This is a genomic window from Nocardia sp. NPDC059236 (genome assembly GCF_042754085.1).
GTDB lineage: Bacteria > Actinomycetota > Actinomycetes > Mycobacteriales > Mycobacteriaceae > Nocardia.
In genome coordinates, this window is sequence record NZ_JBHZAF010000019.1 from 14,477 (window position 1) to 30,504 (window position 16,028).

Sequence of the window (16,028 nt, forward strand, 5' to 3'; positions counted from 1 at the left end):
GTCCGCTCATGCCGGGTAGTTCGAGGCGGCAGGGTGTCGCCGTTTCTTCGAGGATCCAACAGTGGTCGGGTGATCTTGACAGACAGGATGAATCTGCGGCCTTCGACACCGCAGTCGCACAACGGTTCCCGGACTACTGCGGGTTGTAACACACGCCATCCTGTATTGCCGCGATCCGCGCAGTTCGAAGCCGCGGCGCCTGTCCGGGGGTGTCGGGGGCACTTGTGACATCGTCGCGACAGCGACCGTATTGATGTACGGCCATCGGCACGGCAGCTACGAATCACTCCCAGCGGTCAATGAACGACGCACCACGAGAGAGGAGATCTGCCGTGCCTGGCTCCAGCGATCCGATGGCGGTGGTGCACCAGTACGTCGACGCTTTCAACAACGGTGACGAGAAGGCGATGGCGGCGGCGTGCGCTGACCCGATGCAGATTCTGGACGGAATGTCGCCACACGTGTGGCAGGGGCCCACAGCCGCAGAGGACTGGTGGAGGGCCGCGCTCGCAGAGGCTGAGCACGTCGGGGCTTCCAGCTACCGCATCGATCTCGGTGAGCCACGCCATGTCGATGTCACCGGCGACTTCGGGTATGTCGTCGTTCCGTGCACCTTCTCGTACAACCTTCAGGGCGAGCAGGTCACGCAAACCGGCGCGGTCTTCACTGCGGCACTGGGCAAGGTCGGCACCGATTGGCGCTTGACGGCCTGGGCTTGGGCAAAAGGATGACAGGCACTCGGCAGCTCTACGAGATGACCGCCTGAGCCTCCACCGCATACCGCGCTGACCAACCGGCGAGCGCGGCTGCGTGGAAGATCAACTGGCAGGGGCCATCTGAGCCCGCCGACCGAACGTCGTCAGTGCACGGGACTCACTATTTGCGGGTGACCTGGTGTGTGCTTTGATGATGGTTGCGCGCGCCCGCAGAGGAACGATGCTGATCAGGCGTGGGCCTGCGCGGATTTTCTTTGCCGAGGACCTCGCCACCTCGCGTTTCCTGCCCCATCCCAGACGATGACGTATCGGAAAAGGGGTTGATCGACATGGCGCAGCGCATTCGACCGAATATCGTCTTCATGCTGCTGGACAACGTCGGCTGGGGCGATTGGGGGTGTTACGGCGGCCAGACGCCTACCCCACGTATCGACGCCCTCGCAGCAGAGGGCACCAGGCTCACCAATTACACCGTCGAACCGCAATGCACCCCCACCCGTTCGGCCATCCTCACCGGACGCCTGCCGGTGCGATCCGGAACCACGCAGGTGCCGATGCTGCCGAAACCCTACGGGCTGTGCCCGTGGGAATACACGCTGGCCAACCTGCTGTCCGACGCCGGCTATGCGACGGCCGCATACGGGAAATGGCACCTCGGCGCGACCGAGGGCAGGCTGCCGACCGATCAGGGTTTCGACGAGTGGTGGGGACTGAAGAACACCACGGACGAGGCCGGTTACACCGGGTACGTCGCCTACCGGGAGTTACTCGACAGCGGATTCCCCCTGCCTCTGGCGATCGGCATGGGAGTCGGCGAATCACCCAAACTCTGGGAAGCCAGAAAGGGCCGGCCGGCCGAGGCGACCGGCGACCTCGACCTGGAAATCCGCCCATACCTGGACGAGAAGATCGTCGAGCGGGCCACGGAATACATTGCGCGGCAGGCGGCAGCGAACCAGCCGTTCTTCACCTACATCGGCTTCACACACATCCATCCGCCCGAGCGGGTGCACCCGGAATTCGACCGGACGGCACCGCACCGGCTCGGCCTGTACGCCGACATCATCGCCGAGATAGACCATCGCGTGGGTCAGGTTCTCGACGCTATCGACCACGCCGGGATCGCCGAGGACACGATCGTCGTACTCTCCAGCGACAACGCCACATGCGGAGTCCTCAGCGTCCCAGGCGGTTCGAACGGACCCTGGCGAGGAAATTTCTTCACCCCACCCTATGAGGGCTCCTACCGGGTACCGGCGATCATCCGCTGGCCGGGCCATGTGCCTGCCGGACGCGTGAGCAACGACATGCTGGCCGGCCTCGACTGGCTGCCGACCTTGGCCGGGATGCTCGGCGAATCCGGCCGCGTCCCCCGCGACAGGCCCATCGACGGCCTCGATGCCTCGGCGTTCCTGACCAGCCACACCGAGAAGTCGCCACGCAGATACGTCGCGTTGTTCGGGCTCGACGACCAGCTGATGTCGGTGAAGGTGGACTACGGCAAAGTCGTGTTCCGCTACACCGAAGGAATAGACAAACCCATAGTCCAACCGTACTTCCCGCAGGTGTTCGACCTGAGCAGCGATCCGCACGAAAACTACAATCTGGCCGACACCAGAATGGACTGCACCTGGATGTTGTTCCTGGCCGGCGCTGTCATAGCGGACTATCAGAAAAGTATCGAGCAGTACCGCAATATCGAGACCGGGGAAGACTTCACCGGCTACTGACATGATGACGGCCCGATGGTATCTGCCTGGACGGCGCGGGAGTAGTGGTGTAACCGGCCGGCGACCCAGGGCATCACGAGAGTGGTTGTGGCTGTTGCTATTTCTTGCCGGATCCGCCGCCCAGCAGCGCGCATCGCATCACACGTGGCAGGAGTAGTTCTACGGAAAGAACTGCGCACCTCAGTGGCGCCAGCTGGCAGTGGTGTTGTAGATCAGACCTTCCTTTGCCGGTAACTGAGTAGGGATCTGCGCAGGCCGCTGAACGCATAGACGGCCGCCCACACTGAAATCAAAATCAGAACAACGAACATCGGTAGCCAGCTGCTCTGATGATGATCGACGCTCCACCAGACCGCCGTAAACAGAATCGTGCAGATAAATAGCAGGATGTCGCGCAAGCTGCCGCGATAGGAGGCGGCCGCTCTGCGCAGCAGCCGGTATCGGTTGACGGTCGCGACCAGGTCGTCGATGCGACTATCGATGCTCCGTTGGAGTTCGGCTCGCCGCTCCACCGCCTCCGGAGGTAGGCGTTCAAGCAGTTCCATATCCTGCTTGATCGTCTTGCGGACATCCGGGCCCTTCAGATATCCCGCCGCTGCACCGAGAGCCAATCCACCAGCGATGGGCGCGATCCCCACGGCAAGGTCAACCAAAGCGGGCATGCTTCCGTCTCCTTAGCCACCCCGCCAATATCGCGGCAAAGTACCGCCCAGATCATATGCCCGATCGTGTACCGCTGTGTCGATCGAAACGCCGACGTCGATGTACCTGGTCATGCTCGACTGACCACATGTTTGCCCGGCATTGCGACGAGAACAGCAAAGGTACCGGTATCGGGCCGCGTGGGTCGTCGTCCTGACAGCGCCCATGCGAATCGCGGCATGCTGCGTCCGCTGTCGAAGTCGATTTAGCGGCGGATGCCGCAGAGGTTGGCTGCGATACGGAATAATCGGAGACGTTCTGATGACGGCGCTCGCCGAAGTTCCCCACCTGTGCTCGCTGAAATTCCCCGCCCGTGAGCGGTTCCGCTTATAGGGGCTGTCGGTTCCCGGGGCCTGAGGCTGTGCGTAGAGCCGCACCCGGACCACTCAGTAGATACCGCTCTACGGTGCTTCAGTGAGGTTGACAGCTTCCGGCGGGGTAATAGGGGCGATCCGTTAGGCGGGCTCACACAGCGGCCCAACCTTCGATGGAGAGGGATCAATATGCGCGCCATCCAGATTGAGCAGTTCGGCGACCCCGCGCAGGTGCTCCGCGTCGTCGACATCGAGGAGCCGCCGCCACCGGGCCCGCATGAGGTTCTGTTGAGCGTTGAGGTCTCGCCGTTGAACAAGCACGACCTACTGGTTGTCACCGGCATGCTGGCGCGACCACCCCTGCCCCACATACCAGGCGCAGAGGGCGTCGCGCGCGTTCTTGCCACTGGCGCCGAGGTCGATGGACTTCAAGTCGGCGATCTGGTCGTGCTACCCCTGTATGCCGGTGCGTGGCGTGAGCGGCTCGTCGTGCCCGCCGACGGCCTGTTCGCGCTCCCCGCCGGCGGCAACATCGAGCAGTACTCGATGCTGGGCAGCAACCCCCCGGCGGCAGGGCTGATGCTCAGTGAATGCACCCCCCTGCAGCCCGGTAACTGGGTGGTTCAGAACGCCGCGAACTCCGGTGTGGGACGGTCATTGATTGCGTTGGCCAAACTTCGTGGACTGAAGACGATCAACCTGGCCCGTGACGACGCGACGTTCGCAGAGCTCACAGCAGCCGGGGCCGACGTGGTCCACGTCGACGACCCCGATGCGGTCGGCGATGTTCGAGCAGTGATCGGCGACGCGCGAGTGGCGCTGGGGGTGGAAGCCGTCGGTGGCCCAGTGGTGGGGCGGCTGCTCGAATTGCTTTCCGACGGTGGATGGTTGGTCAGCTATGCCTGGGCCAGGGACGAGCCCATGTGGGTCGACACCTCGGCACTGGTCGGCAAGCACCTCACCGTCCGCGGATTCTTTGTCGGCGACTTCGACTACCGCGACAAGGTGGTGCCCGTCATTCGTGAGGCGGCACCGCTGGTGGCCGACGGCACCCTCGTTGTCCCCGTGTCGGGCGTGTACCCCCTCGAGCACATCCAGGACGCGGTGCAGCATCTCCTCCGTGGCGGCAAGATCCTCCTGAAGGTGGCCGGGCGATGAACGCGCGGCCAGATAGGCGCGAATCGTCTTGCGGTCACGTCCGGTATGCCGGGCGATCTGAGAGATCGTCCAACCTCGCGCTCGTAGGGCACTGATTTCCACGTCTTCCTCACGTGTCAACCTGGAAAAGCGGTCCTCCTCCGAATGAAAGTGCTGGTCAGGTACGGTAACCACCAGCATCGGAGGGGCCCGCCCTTCACGGCGGAGCCACACGGGACAGATGGGGAATTTCGGTCAGCGTCAGTGGGGAAGTTCAGTGAGCACCATCGCTGATGGGCAATTCTGTTGATCGCCTTGAGGAAAGTCACGGACGCTACGGCAATCCCGCTGCCTCAACGGGCTCACTGACGACGCTCACCACCCGTGGCGGTTCGAATTCATCGGGCCGCCATCGAGTGCGGAGGAGGGCCAGTTCCTGCCGCGCGGATGATGAAGGCAATCGCGGGAATCCGGGTTGAGCGATGCCGAGATGGTGCGAACGGTATTGCGGAGTGGGGACCTTCCCGGCCACGCCGGTGCAGCGATCACCAGATGTTCCAGGTTCCCCTGAGCGGCTTGACCTCCCGGTCTGCGCGCTCCAGATTCGGGACCAGGTCGGTGAAGTATCGGCGGGCGTCGCAGTTGTCGTCGCAGTGCTGATGCTGCTTCAGACCGTGTTGTGCCGCTTCCAGATTCATGACCGGATAGTCCGGTGCGTCATGCGAGATGATGGTCATGGCCTGCTCCCTGTCGTCCGGTCGCCCGCACGAATCACGGCGACGGCCTGACGCTTCTTGCCGCACACGGACATCGGGCAGGAGTCGTGGACTCGGAGGACATCGCGCGCGTAACCGATCGACATCGCGCTGATCGCTTCGTGGTTTTCGATGGGTATGCCGTACATGGCTGACGCTCCGGTTGTCGGCGTTGATGTTTGGTGGCCCCCGGCCGCCGGTACGGCCTGAACGTGCGACCCGCTCTCGAAGGCACGCGATCGGAACTTGTTGACCGGGTTGGCTGTTCAGGTTCCCGGCGGCCGGGGGTGAATACCAGTAGACAGCCGCCCGTTCATTGGCGGAAGATTCCAGGGCAGGAGTACTCGAATTTTCTCCCCGTCTTCCAAACCCCAGCACGAAAACCATTCCAAATCAGCACACAAAGGATAGTGAGGCTAACGGAATGATCGGTTCGACTGTTCCCCGCAGAATGTTGGGGCGTGAGCTTCGGAGGCTGCGTGAGACATCCGGAGTCAGCGTCTCCAAGGCTTGTGCCGTCATTCAGTGTTCACCGCAGACCATGTGGCGGCTCGAAGGCGGACAGGGCGGGGTCAAACTGAAAACCCTATACGTCGAAGCCCTTTGTAAGCTTTACGAAGCCTCCGACGAAGATACTGCCGCCCTGCTCGGACTGATAGAAGAAGCCCAGCGCCCCGGTTGGTGGCACTCGTACGGCGACTGCGTGCCGGAACACTTCGACCTTTACCTAGGGCTCGAGCAGTCCGCCCGGCGGTTCACCGCATGGCAGACGACCTTCGTTCCGGGCCTGATCCAAACGCCGGCCTATCGGCGTGCCCTGGAGTGGACGGCCTTCCCCGGAATGCCCACTTCGGCCGTCGAACAGCGTGTGGAATTGATCATGAAACGCCAAGAGCGGTTGGAAGATCCGGCGTTCTCGGCAGCCGTCCTGTTGTCGGAGTCGGTATTGGGCCACGAGATCGGCGGACCAGCTGTCATGGCCGATCAAATTCATCAACTGATCAAGATCGGGCAGCGGCGTAATGTGTCGATCGGTGTTGTGCCGCAAGCGGTCGGCGCGCATCTGGGGCTTCAGACGTACCACTTCGTTCTGCTGGAGTTTCCGCCCCGATCATCACCGGAGTTGAAGACCAAGTGGATCGAGCCGCCCGTGGTCTACGTCGAAGGGTTCACCGGGGCTCTCTATCTCGATCAGGCCGACAAGGTAGACCGTTACCGTAGCGCTCTTGTGGAAATCAAGCGCCGTGCGTTGGATGAGCAATGCACACGGGACTTGTTGGCCCACAAAGCGAAGGAGTATGCGGTATGAGCACCACCCGACTGGGTGCCCAGTGGTACAAGAGCAGCCGTTCAGCATCTCAGGAGGCTTGCGTGGAGGTCGCGCACTTCGGCACCGAGACCGGCGTCCGGGATTCGAAGAACCCCGGCGGCCCCGAGTTGATGTTCCCCGCCGACCAATGGGCTATCTTCAACGCGGCCGTGAAGGACGGGAAGTTCGACCGGTCCTGACCGGCCATGACGACTGTGGGAGTCTGGGCGTGGTGTCCGGGCTCCCCTTCTTCATGCGTGACAAGATCTCCCACCAGCCTCTACACGTATACGACATGATCCGTTGAACACTCATCAAAGGAGATGTGCGATGCAGGTTAGGTCAGCAGTGGTCACCGGCGGCGCAATGGTCGCCGGGTTGTTCGCAAGCTTCGTTCCGGGTGTGGCCCACGCCGATTTCATCGATCCGGCGCCCTACGTGGACGCCAATGGGGTGGCATGGTTCAACATGGCGGGAAACAACTGTTCGATTACGCCGAATGGTGTTGTGGGGTGCGATCTTCCGACTCCGGCGTCGATCATGTCGATGACGATCGCGGGTATGACGATCCCGGTGCCCTACGTGCCGGCCGTTGCCATCGACACCGCCTACTTTCCCTCGCACCCGCAGTGGAGCTCCAATGGCAGCCACACCCAGCAGGGTGGCAATCCCGCGATCGTGCCGGCGGTCGATCAGTACACGACCTCGGTCTACTACGCCGGGGCCACGTGCACGGTTTCGGTCCGCAATGACGTGGTGTGCTCGGGGATGAGTCACGAATTCCGCGTCGCGGGGCTGCAGGCGTCCGGAAACTGAACCAGGACAGTCGGATCGGTCGCCCGCCTCGCCGGTAGCAAGTGTCTCGAAGTGTGTGATGGGGTGGCATCGCGGTGCGGTGCCACCCCATCAGCATGTTCGGTGAAAGCTGTTGCCCACGTAGGCATATACCCGAGCTGGAGAAGAGTTTTGCGCACCGGGTACTTCATTGTCACCCAGTGGGATTCGGAGGACTCTTTCGCCGCGTGGCGTGAGTCCGGCCCGCGAGGCGCACGCGGGCAAGGCCCGCAAGCCGGTCTCCATGGACGCGTCGCTGCTGGAGTTCGAGGTCGTCATGGATGTGGCAGGGAAGAACGCCTGACCAGAGCATTCGTCACACCCCGAGTGATCGTGTGGAGCAGCCGTTCCGCCGGACCGCGATGGAACCGGCTGCGCCACAGCGTCGCCAGCACCAGGGAACCTATGGCGAGTAGTGCCAGTAGTTCCCAGCCCGGACCGTGGATGCCGCCCGGCGGTGCGGTCGCGTTCTCGTCGGGTATCGGCACCAGGACGCTGACCGCCACCGCCTGCAGGATGTAGAGGCTCAACGCGCAGGAGCCCGCGGCGATCAAGGGCCGCAAGGCGATACCGGCACGCGGGACCAGTGCCATCAGGACACCGATCACCAGGAAGGCGACACCGGCCGCGCCGAACACCTCGAATGGGGTGCCGCTGTGCGGGGTGGCGACGGTCAGCCACCACCAGCTCGTTGTCGCCACCGCGCCGAAACCCGTCATATCGATGATCTGGCCCGGATCGAAGTCGGTGACCCCGGCCTGTCTCATACTCGCGGTGAGCAGGTTGACCAGGTGCGCGCGTCCGCCCAGCGGGTGCTGTACCAGCCACGAACCGCCGTATCCGAGCAGGGCCAGCAGCGCACCGACGCCAATCACCGGCAGCGGCCGGAGTGCGCGAATCCCCCAGCGGCCCAGGGCCATACCGGCGAAGAGGAACGGCATCCAGGTGAGCGCCGGGTACCCGCCGGTGAGCACCAGCATCTGGCCCGCCTGCCGCAGACCCGACCACGAGGTGAACATCTCGAAGATGGGGTTGCCGCCGGAAGCGTTCTGGTGCATGTGGCTTCGGATGACGAAGGACAGGACCGGCCCGGCGATCGCCCACACCGCCGCGAGTATCGCGAGCGCCCGGGCCTCCAGCCGCAGGGCGGGCAGGGCCAGCAGGAAGAACAGGCCGTAGTAGGTCAGGATGATCATGATTTCGATGCCGGAATGCAGTTGCGCCAGCGCCAGACCCAGCAGCGCGACCAACACGGCTCGGGAGCCGATGCGAATCAGGCTGCGGCGGGCCGCGATCCCGGTGGCAGGGTGCGCCCCGCCGGACATGAGCGCCAGCGACACACCCGCCAATACCGCGAACAGCGCGGCGGACCGGCCCTCGAAGACCGTCAGCCAGGACGCGCCCGGCTGGCCCCGCGGCGGCCCGACATGCACTGCGAACATGCCCAGCACCGCGATGCCCCGCGCCGCGTCGAGCGCGAGGACGCGTGGCAGCGAATTCGAAGCATCCGATTCTTGCGGCACGGTAACCGACGCCGGCGATCCCATAACCTTGCCCACCTCCAGGATTTCGACTGGCAATGACAGCGAGGCTAATTCGGCACGCACGAGAAAACCGAGCCCAATGCCCGATTCGCGGAAGAAATAGCCGAAAGAGTTAGTTCATGGCTAACCAGAAGGGTTAGCCGGGAACTCGCGCGCTACGCCTCGAGGGTGGCATCCAGCTCCACGGTGTCGATCAACCAATGGCTCCGGCAGTGGTGAGGGCGGGCCACAGGCCCGCCCACACCACTGCGAGACAGAACCTAGTCGCGCAGGAGAAGCGCGAGGTAGAGGCGGGTGGCCACGGCGTCGAAGGGCTCGGTGCCGGGATCGGAGTAGGTGCGTGCGCCGGGGAGGTCGGCGGTGTACGCACGGGCGGCCTCGGCCAGCGCACCCATGATGCCTGCCGACCGCTGGATGGCGGACTTCTCGGCCCACGCCAGGGAGCGGGCCGATTCGGGCAGCAGCCGCTCGCAGGCGATGCGGACGCACAGCTTGTCGGCGGGGGCTCTGTTGTGCAGGCCGAACAGTGCTGGGGGCGCGAGAGTTTGGGCGAGCTCCCAGAAGCGGACGGTTTGGAAGACGTGCACGATATGGTCGGCGCGGTCACCCAGGATGCGGGGATAGAAGTCCGGGACGAGCCGGTCGACGGTGAAGTTGTGGCCGGATTCCGTGCGGGTGATGCGGTCGAGTTCCGCGGTGGCCTCGGGTGAATCGATCGGGTGCGCAAGGGTTTTGCCGCCCGCGAAGATGGCGTCCGCGCCGCTGCCGGTCAGGATCGGGCCGGTGACGCCGAGGCGGTCAAGGACCGGCTGGATGGCGAGCATCGGGACGGCGTACGAAACCTCCCACAGCTCGGGCACTTTCAGGCGTTCCAGCGATTCCCGCGCCAATGCCGCGACGGCGGGGCCGTCCAGTTCGACGATGTCGTGCGGCAGGCCGAGAGCGGTGGCGGCGGCCGTGGCGTTGGCACGGTCGGTGCCGTCGGCGGTGAGCACGGTGAGGGCGTGCGGGCGCCGGCCCAGGGCGACGGCGGTGGCGGCCAGGAAGATCGAGTCGACGCCGCCGGACAGCAGGATGACCGGGTCGGCGGGCATGGCCGCGAATACCGCGCGCAGCCGGTCCCGGGTCTCGGCCGCCACCAGTTCGGCGGCGTGCCCGGGATCGGTGAGACGGCGTGAATCCGGGTCGGGGGTGGCGAGATCGCGCAGGTCCGCGACGAATTGCATGGGTGCGCCGCTCTGGGCGGCGGGGGCGGTGTGTGCTGCGTCCGGTCGTCCCACGCGGCTCAGCCTACTGTGGCGCGGCACCGGCTCGGATTCCCAGCTGGCACATAGGTCGGACCCATGGCCCGCCCACGTAGGGGCTTTTGGATAGGAGTCATGGCAGGCCGGTCGGCCCGCCGTCCCTCCGAGAAAGGTTCTGCGCGTTGAAATCCTCGTCTGTGACCCCGTCCCGCCTGCGCCGCGTGACCGCCCGCATCGCCGTGGCCGGTGCGCTCGCCGCGGTGCCGGTGGCCGCGCTGGCCATCCCCGCCTCGGCCGCCACCACCGACTCCGGGATTCCGGTGGTCAGCCAGATCGCCGACCCCGATTGGAATCACGATCGCGGCGGCGACAACCAGGACCGCCACGACCGCCCCGGCGACCAGGATCGGCACGACCGGCCGGGCGACCAGGATCGCGGCCCGGATCAGCCGCAGCCCCAGCCCGAGCCCCAGGCCCAGCCGCAGCCGCCGACCGGCTCCTTCGGCTGACCGTCACCGCCGCGGGCTGACCGCCGCCGTGCGCTCAGCCCGCGGCGGGCAAGCGCACGGTGAATTCGGTGCGGCCGGGACGACTTTCGACGTCGATGGCGCCGCCGTGCGCCTTCACCACCGCCGCCACGATGGACAGGCCGAGCCCGGTGCTGCCGGCACGTCGCGAGCGCGACGAATCACCGCGCGCGAAGCGTTCGAAGACCTCCGGCTGCAATTCCGTGGGGATGCCCGGTCCATCGTCGGTGACCCGCCAGATCGCCCCGCCCCGGCCGTCCTCGGCCAGGGCGGTGGTGACCCGGGTGCCGGGTCCGGTGTGCACACGCGCATTGGCGAGCAGGTTGGCCAGCACCTGGTGCAGGCGGGCCGTGTCGCCGGTGACCACGATCGGCTCGGGCGGTAATTCCAGCGCCCACTGCAGATCCGGTCCGGCGATGTGGGCGTCGCTCACCGCGTCCACGGTGAGCCGGGTCAGATCCACCGGCGTGTGCTCGATCCCGCGCCCGGCGTCCAGGCGGGCCAGCAGCAGCATGTCCTCCACCAGGGTCGTCATGCGCCGGGACTCGGAGTCGACGCGGCTCATGGCGTGCGCGACCACCGGCGGCAACGTATCCCGTTCCCGCAGCGCCAGTTCCGCGTAACCGCGGATGGAGGACAGCGGGGTGCGCAGTTCGTGGCTGGCGTCGGCCAGGAACCGCCGGATCCGGGTCTCGCTGGCGTGCCGGGCCTCCAGCGCGCCCGCGATGTGGTCGAGCATGCGATTGATGGCCATGCCGAGCTGACCGACCTCGGTGCGGGCGTCGGCGTCGGCGACCGGAACCCGCACGGGCAGTGTCACTTCCCCGCGATCCAGCCGCAGGTCCGCGACCCGCGCGGCGGTGGCGGCGACCCGATCCAGCGGGGTCAGGGCGCGCCGGATGAGCCAGATGCCCGCGGAGGTCGCCACCACCAGGACCACGGCGGTGGCGATCAGCAGGATCAGGAGCACCCGCATGAGGGTGGCGTCGACCGAGTCCAGCGGCAGACCGATGATCACCGTCTTGCCCGACCAGGTGGTCTCGGCAAGCACACGATAGTGGCCCTGGCCCTCGATATCCATCGAGACGGGCTTATCGGGAGTGACGGCGGCCAGCTGCTTGCGGGCCGACTCCGACAGGGCGGACTGCACGCCGTCGTTGCCGACACGGCCCGCGCTCATCGAGTGGTCGCGGTCCACGAGCGCGCCGACCGTATCCGATTGGATGCTGCGGCGATTCAGGAATTCCGGTCCCGGACCGGACGACTCGCCTGTCGAGGGCGGCGGGCCGGGGGCATTGTGCTGGTCCGGCGGCGGGCCGAGGCTGGGGCCGCCACCCACGTCGCCGAGGGCATGCTCTGTCGTCTGGGTGAGGTCGACGTCCACCTGGTGCACCAGGAACTGTTGCAGCGCAAGCTCGGTCGCGATGCCGATGCCCGCGACCACGGCCACCAGCAGCACCACCTGTCCGACCAGCAGCCGCCTTCGCAGCGACCAGCGGCGGCGGGGCCTCGGCTCGGCGGGCCGGCCAGAGGGTACGGGGAGCTCGTTCACGGGCTCATCGCGTCGATTCATGGACTCACCCCGCTCGTTGGTGGAGGGACCGAGCTCGGATTCGCCGAGCTCCTGCGTGGACTCACTGAGCCGGCTTGAGGACATAGCCCGCACCTCGCAGTGTGTGGATCATCGGCGCGCGGCCGCTGTCGATCTTCTTACGCAGATAGGAGACATACAGTTCGACGATGTTGGAGCGGCCGCCGAAGTCGTAGCTCCAGACCCGGTCCAGGATCTGCGCTTTGCTCAGTACCCGGCGGGGATTGCGCATGAACAGCCGCAGCAGCTCGAATTCCGTTGAGGTCAGCGCGATGTCGACGCCGTCGCGGGTGACCTCGTGACTGTCCTCGTCGAGCGTCAGATCGCCGACCACCAGCCGCGAGCCGCTGTCCTCGGTCGCGATGCCCGCGCGCCGCAGCAGCGCCCGCAGCCGCAGCACCACCTCGTCGATGCTGAAGGGCTTGGTGACGTAGTCGTCGCCGCCCGCGGTGAAGCCGGCGATCCGGTCCTCGACCGAATCCTTGGCGGTCAACAGCAGGACCGGCAGATCCGGGAGCAGGTAGCGCAGCCGGTCGAGCACCTCGAGACCGGTCATATCGGGCAGCATCACATCGAGCACGACCACATCGGGCCGCAATTCGCGCGCCCTGGCGACGGCCGCGCGCCCATCCCCCGCGGTGCCGACGGTCCAGCCCTCGTAACGCAGGGCCAGGGCGAGCAATTCGGCCAGCGCCGGTTCGTCGTCCACCACGAGCACGCTGACGGGACTGCCGTCGGCACGCCGCATGGCGGAGCGCTCGATCGGGGTGTTTCCCGAGGTCAGAACTGACATTGTTACAGCGTCGGGGAGATCACTGGGCCGAAGCTGTACCGAAGCTATGGGTCAGCTGTGAGACCTGTGCGCCGGCTGTGAGCACCGCCTCACCGTTCGGGCAGGACCGCACGGTGCGTACGCGGATGCTCGACGCGGCGAGTCGGACCGCCCCATTCGGTCCGCCCTTGCCGAGTACATCAGCAGCCGATACCGCCCGATCACCCCCGGCTCGCCCGCCCCCAGCGGCTCGATCACTGGCATCTCCCCGGCTCCACCCCCGTCGCCCGCCGAAAACGCCACGGCGCCAGCACTTTCGAACGCCACCCGGAGTCCGATCGAAATCTAACACCAACCCGAAAACGCCACGCCAGGATTGCCAGCAGACCTGCGGTATCGCCGCAATCTGCGTGCGGACCGCAGGAAATCAAGCCCAGGTCGGTACCGCGCGATCCGTAGGCGAGGTCAAATCGCTTGCCCCACATCGGTGGCCACCAAATGGTCCAGGGCGCGTTCGGCCAGGGCCGCGATGGTCATCGACGGGTTGCAGGCGGCGGTGTTGCCGGGCATGAGCGCGCCGTCGAGGACGTACAGGCCGGGTTGGCCGTGGACGCGGCCGTCCAGGTCGCACACCGGGCCCATGCTCGCGCCGCCCAGCGGATGCCAGGTGGAGGGGAATGCGAGATTGGTGTCGAGCAGCACGCTCGACGGTCCGGCGATGCGTTGCACCGCGGGGCCGATGTGGTTGTCCTGGATGGCGGCATCGCCGTCGGCGGGCCAGTACAGGGTCGCGGCATCGGTCGCCGAGTCGTAGCGGAACTCGCCGCGGCCGGTGCTGAGCCCATAGCCGACCATCATGGTGCTGTGCGCGTCCATCGACAGCGGCGGAATGGACGCCTGGATGACGGTGTGCGCGCTGTCCGGGTCGTCCCAGTTCAGGCTCCCGTAGACGACCGGACCGCCCTGGGCGGGCCCGAATTCCTCGGTGGGAGCGGACCAGACGTAGATGCGGTCGGCATTGGTGCCCCACCCGCGGCCGAGATCGTCAGGGAGATCGGGGATCTGGCCCTTCGCCCCCGCGCGCACCAGCAGACGGGTGGTATTGAGGCTGCCCGCGGCCATGACCAGGGCATTGGTCGTGAGAATCTTGTTCTCCAGCACCGTGCCCGCGGTATCGGTGCGGTTCACGTGCACGACCCAGCGGCCGTCCGGCGCGCGCTCGATATCGGTGACCTCGTGCAGGGTCTCGACGGTGACGCGGCCGGTGGCCTCGGCGGCGGCGATATAGGTGACGTCGACCGAGTGCTTGCCGCCATTGTTGACGCCCATGGCCCCGTCACCATTGGTGTAGGAGGGGGCCATCTCGCCGCGGAGTTCGGCGAGTGCGAAGTTCCAGTCGATGGGCATGGGAATCTTCGACAGTGGCAGACCGGCGCTGCGGACGTGATCGGCGAAAACCCTTGCGGCGGTGTAGTTCGGCGTGTTGATCAGTTCGTCGGGGGCCACGGCCAGACCGAGCATGCGGGCGACCCGGGGGTAGTAAACGGAATTCAGGGATGCCCAGTCGAGTCCGTCCGGGAAATGGGCGCTGAAGACCGCCTCCGTGGGCTGGAGCGACATGCCCTGGTAGACAAGCGATCCACCGCCCAGACCCGCCGCGCACAGGGCGGTCATGTTCTGCCCCGGCACCGCCTCGACGAGACCGGTGTACTTGTCGAAAGCCACCGGCTTGCCGAACAATTCGGGACTCGAGCGATGCCACAGCATGCGCTTGTCCGGTGCGGTGGCATGCGGGAAGGTCTGCGCGTTCGGCCCCGTGGGCCAGCGCAGTCCGCGCTCGAGCAGCAGCACCTGGACGCCGGCCTCGGCCAGGCGCAGGGCGGTGACGCCGCCACCGAAACCCGAGCCGATGACGATGACGCGATGGTCTTCACGGGTGAGCTCCACCCGCTCGACCCGGGCGGCGATTCCTGCGCGGGCGACCGGCGCGGTCGCGAGCAGAGCAGCGGTGGCGGCTGCTCCGGACAGCAGGGAGCGACGCGAGATATCTGGCATTGGACACCTTGGAAGGTTCGTGCGGACTCGACGAGTAACCCGGTTACTCAAGTAACGGCGTTACTGTAACTGCATGGCCAAGGAGACGGAAGAGGCATTACGGGCACGGATCCTGCTCGAGGTCCGCACCCTGCTCGAATCCGACGGCTACGACGCCGTCCAGCTGCGCGAAGTCGCGCGCCGCGCCCGCGTCTCGCTCACCACCATCTACAAGCTCTTCCCCACGCGCGACGAATTGCTCGTCTCCGCCATCGAAGCCTGGATGGAGGACAACACCTATATCCCGATGGAATCCCCGCCCCCCGGCGAATCCATCCGCGACGGCCTGCTCCGCGTCATCCGCCACGTCTTCGACCCCTGGGAACGCCACCCGATCATGCTCGAGGCCTACCATCGGGCCCGCATCGGTCCGGCCAACCAACGCCTCGACAATCACGGCCTGGACGCCGTCCTCCCCATCGCCGCCGCCGTGCTCGCCGGCGCCGAGCCCCGCTACCTCGAGGACATCGCCGTCGTCCTCTCCAACATGACCTTCTCCCTGCTCGGCCAATGCGCCGACGGCACCCTCCGGGTCTCCGAAGTCCTTCCGATCCTCGAACGCGCCGTCTACCGCCTGACGGCCAACAACGAGCCCGAGGCCACCGAGGCCCTCCGACGCCGCGAATCGGCCACCGCGCTCCCCCTGCGCCCCGACGTGGCCGCCCCGTTCCGCCGCGCCCCTACGGATTCCCCTGCGCCACAACAGCCCTGACGCTCCCCCGCACCCGGCTCGAGCCCTTGCACGGTACCGTTCGGATG

The 16,028-nt window shown here is 66.2% G+C and carries 15 protein-coding genes and 2 pseudogenes; 9 read left to right on the top strand and 8 right to left on the bottom strand.

Translation table 11 applies throughout. The features are described from left to right. The first annotated feature begins 332 nt into the window (after window positions 1-332). Complete coding sequence (locus ACFXIV_RS36505; RefSeq protein WP_379400996.1) at window positions 333-731, top strand: nuclear transport factor 2 family protein; 399 nt, start codon at window positions 333-335, stop codon at window positions 729-731. A gap of 218 nt (window positions 732-949) precedes the next feature. Beyond that, window positions 950-2,446, top strand: a complete 1,497-nt coding sequence (locus tag ACFXIV_RS36510; RefSeq protein WP_379400997.1) for an arylsulfatase — start codon at window positions 950-952, stop codon at window positions 2,444-2,446. Window positions 2,447-2,658: 212 nt separating this feature from the next. Here the strand turns inward: ACFXIV_RS36510 and ACFXIV_RS36515 are convergent, their stop codons facing one another. Next, window positions 2,659-3,108: a hypothetical protein gene (locus ACFXIV_RS36515; RefSeq protein WP_379400998.1), complete on the bottom strand. Its 450-nt coding sequence runs from the start codon at window positions 3,106-3,108 to the stop codon at window positions 2,659-2,661. 543 nt (window positions 3,109-3,651) lie between these two features. Between ACFXIV_RS36515 and ACFXIV_RS36520 the strand changes: the two genes are divergently transcribed. Then, window positions 3,652-4,620, top strand: a complete 969-nt coding sequence (locus ACFXIV_RS36520; protein WP_379400999.1) for a zinc-dependent alcohol dehydrogenase family protein — start codon at window positions 3,652-3,654, stop codon at window positions 4,618-4,620. Here ACFXIV_RS36520 and ACFXIV_RS36525 read toward each other — a convergent pair. Then, window positions 4,609-4,800, bottom strand: a pseudogene (locus ACFXIV_RS36525) (hypothetical protein); the annotation flags it as partial. The gene ACFXIV_RS36520 and the pseudogene ACFXIV_RS36525 sit on opposite strands and share 12 nt — an antisense overlap. A 344-nt stretch (window positions 4,801-5,144) precedes the next feature. Continuing rightward, window positions 5,145-5,336, bottom strand: coding sequence for a hypothetical protein (locus tag ACFXIV_RS36530; protein ID WP_379401000.1), 192 nt, complete (start codon window positions 5,334-5,336; stop codon window positions 5,145-5,147). 469 nt (window positions 5,337-5,805) lie between these two features. Between ACFXIV_RS36530 and ACFXIV_RS36535 the strand changes: the two genes are divergently transcribed. The 4 genes and pseudogenes from ACFXIV_RS36535 to ACFXIV_RS36550 all read left to right on the top strand — a co-directional run. After that, complete coding sequence (locus ACFXIV_RS36535; RefSeq protein ID WP_379401079.1) at window positions 5,806-6,663, top strand: helix-turn-helix domain-containing protein; 858 nt, start codon at window positions 5,806-5,808, stop codon at window positions 6,661-6,663. Continuing rightward, window positions 6,660-6,863 (top strand): DUF397 domain-containing protein, encoded by a 204-nt coding sequence (locus ACFXIV_RS36540; protein ID WP_354843786.1) that lies wholly within the window; start codon window positions 6,660-6,662, stop codon window positions 6,861-6,863. Before ACFXIV_RS36535 ends, ACFXIV_RS36540 begins: the two co-directional genes overlap by 4 nt. A 130-nt stretch (window positions 6,864-6,993) precedes the next feature. Then, window positions 6,994-7,479 (top strand): hypothetical protein, encoded by a 486-nt coding sequence (locus ACFXIV_RS36545; RefSeq protein ID WP_379401001.1) that lies wholly within the window; start codon window positions 6,994-6,996, stop codon window positions 7,477-7,479. Between the two features lie 162 nt (window positions 7,480-7,641). Next, window positions 7,642-7,801, top strand: a pseudogene (locus ACFXIV_RS36550) (antibiotic biosynthesis monooxygenase family protein); the annotation flags it as partial. Here the strand turns inward: ACFXIV_RS36550 and ACFXIV_RS36555 are convergent. Further along, the gene (locus tag ACFXIV_RS36555) at window positions 7,773-9,077 is read right to left on the bottom strand and encodes a DUF418 domain-containing protein (RefSeq protein ID WP_379401002.1); all 1,305 of its coding nucleotides are present in this window, start codon (window positions 9,075-9,077) and stop codon (window positions 7,773-7,775) included. The pseudogene ACFXIV_RS36550 and the gene ACFXIV_RS36555 sit on opposite strands and share 29 nt — an antisense overlap. Before the next feature lie 224 nt (window positions 9,078-9,301). Continuing rightward, entirely contained in the window at window positions 9,302-10,321 is a 1,020-nt protein-coding gene (locus ACFXIV_RS36560; protein WP_379401003.1) for an asparagine synthase-related protein, read from the bottom strand. A gap of 146 nt (window positions 10,322-10,467) precedes the next feature. Here ACFXIV_RS36560 and ACFXIV_RS36565 point away from each other — a divergent pair, with 146 nt between their 5' ends. Next, complete coding sequence (locus ACFXIV_RS36565) at window positions 10,468-10,794, top strand: hypothetical protein (RefSeq protein WP_354843797.1); 327 nt, start codon at window positions 10,468-10,470, stop codon at window positions 10,792-10,794. 34 nt (window positions 10,795-10,828) lie between these two features. On the opposite strand, the gene ACFXIV_RS36570 is transcribed toward ACFXIV_RS36565, so the two are convergent. From ACFXIV_RS36570 to ACFXIV_RS36580, 3 genes are all read right to left on the bottom strand, one after another. Then, window positions 10,829-12,385: a sensor histidine kinase gene (locus ACFXIV_RS36570; RefSeq protein WP_379401080.1), complete on the bottom strand. Its 1,557-nt coding sequence runs from the start codon at window positions 12,383-12,385 to the stop codon at window positions 10,829-10,831. Between the two features lie 61 nt (window positions 12,386-12,446). After that, complete coding sequence (locus ACFXIV_RS36575) at window positions 12,447-13,151, bottom strand: response regulator transcription factor (protein ID WP_379401081.1); 705 nt, start codon at window positions 13,149-13,151, stop codon at window positions 12,447-12,449. Window positions 13,152-13,640: 489 nt separating this feature from the next. Beyond that, window positions 13,641-15,230 carry a GMC oxidoreductase gene (locus ACFXIV_RS36580; RefSeq protein WP_379401004.1) on the bottom strand — a complete coding sequence of 530 codons (1,590 nt, stop codon included), beginning with the start codon at window positions 15,228-15,230 and terminating at the stop codon, window positions 13,641-13,643. Window positions 15,231-15,303: 73 nt separating this feature from the next. Between ACFXIV_RS36580 and ACFXIV_RS36585 the strand changes: the two genes are divergently transcribed. Beyond that, a complete protein-coding gene (locus ACFXIV_RS36585; RefSeq protein ID WP_379401005.1) occupies window positions 15,304-15,981 on the top strand; it encodes a TetR family transcriptional regulator in 678 nt (225 codons plus the stop codon). Window positions 15,982-16,028: the final 47 nt, after the last annotated feature.

Coding starts and splice junctions, on each gene's coding strand:
- ACFXIV_RS36515 (WP_379400998.1), bottom strand. CDS start 3,108: ATGCCCGCTTTGGTTGACCTTGCCGTGGGGATCGCGCCCATCGCTGGT.
- ACFXIV_RS36520 (WP_379400999.1), top strand. CDS start 3,652: ATGCGCGCCATCCAGATTGAGCAGTTCGGCGACCCCGCGCAGGTGCTC.
- ACFXIV_RS36530 (WP_379401000.1), bottom strand. CDS start 5,336: ATGACCATCATCTCGCATGACGCACCGGACTATCCGGTCATGAATCTG.
- ACFXIV_RS36535 (WP_379401079.1), top strand. CDS start 5,806: ATGTTGGGGCGTGAGCTTCGGAGGCTGCGTGAGACATCCGGAGTCAGC.
- ACFXIV_RS36540 (WP_354843786.1), top strand. CDS start 6,660: ATGAGCACCACCCGACTGGGTGCCCAGTGGTACAAGAGCAGCCGTTCA.
- ACFXIV_RS36545 (WP_379401001.1), top strand. CDS start 6,994: ATGCAGGTTAGGTCAGCAGTGGTCACCGGCGGCGCAATGGTCGCCGGG.
- ACFXIV_RS36570 (WP_379401080.1), bottom strand. CDS start 12,385: ATGAATCGACGCGATGAGCCCGTGAACGAGCTCCCCGTACCCTCTGGC.
- ACFXIV_RS36575 (WP_379401081.1), bottom strand. CDS start 13,151: ATGCGGCGTGCCGACGGCAGTCCCGTCAGCGTGCTCGTGGTGGACGAC.
- ACFXIV_RS36580 (WP_379401004.1), bottom strand. CDS start 15,230: ATGCCAGATATCTCGCGTCGCTCCCTGCTGTCCGGAGCAGCCGCCACC.
- ACFXIV_RS36585 (WP_379401005.1), top strand. CDS start 15,304: ATGGCCAAGGAGACGGAAGAGGCATTACGGGCACGGATCCTGCTCGAG.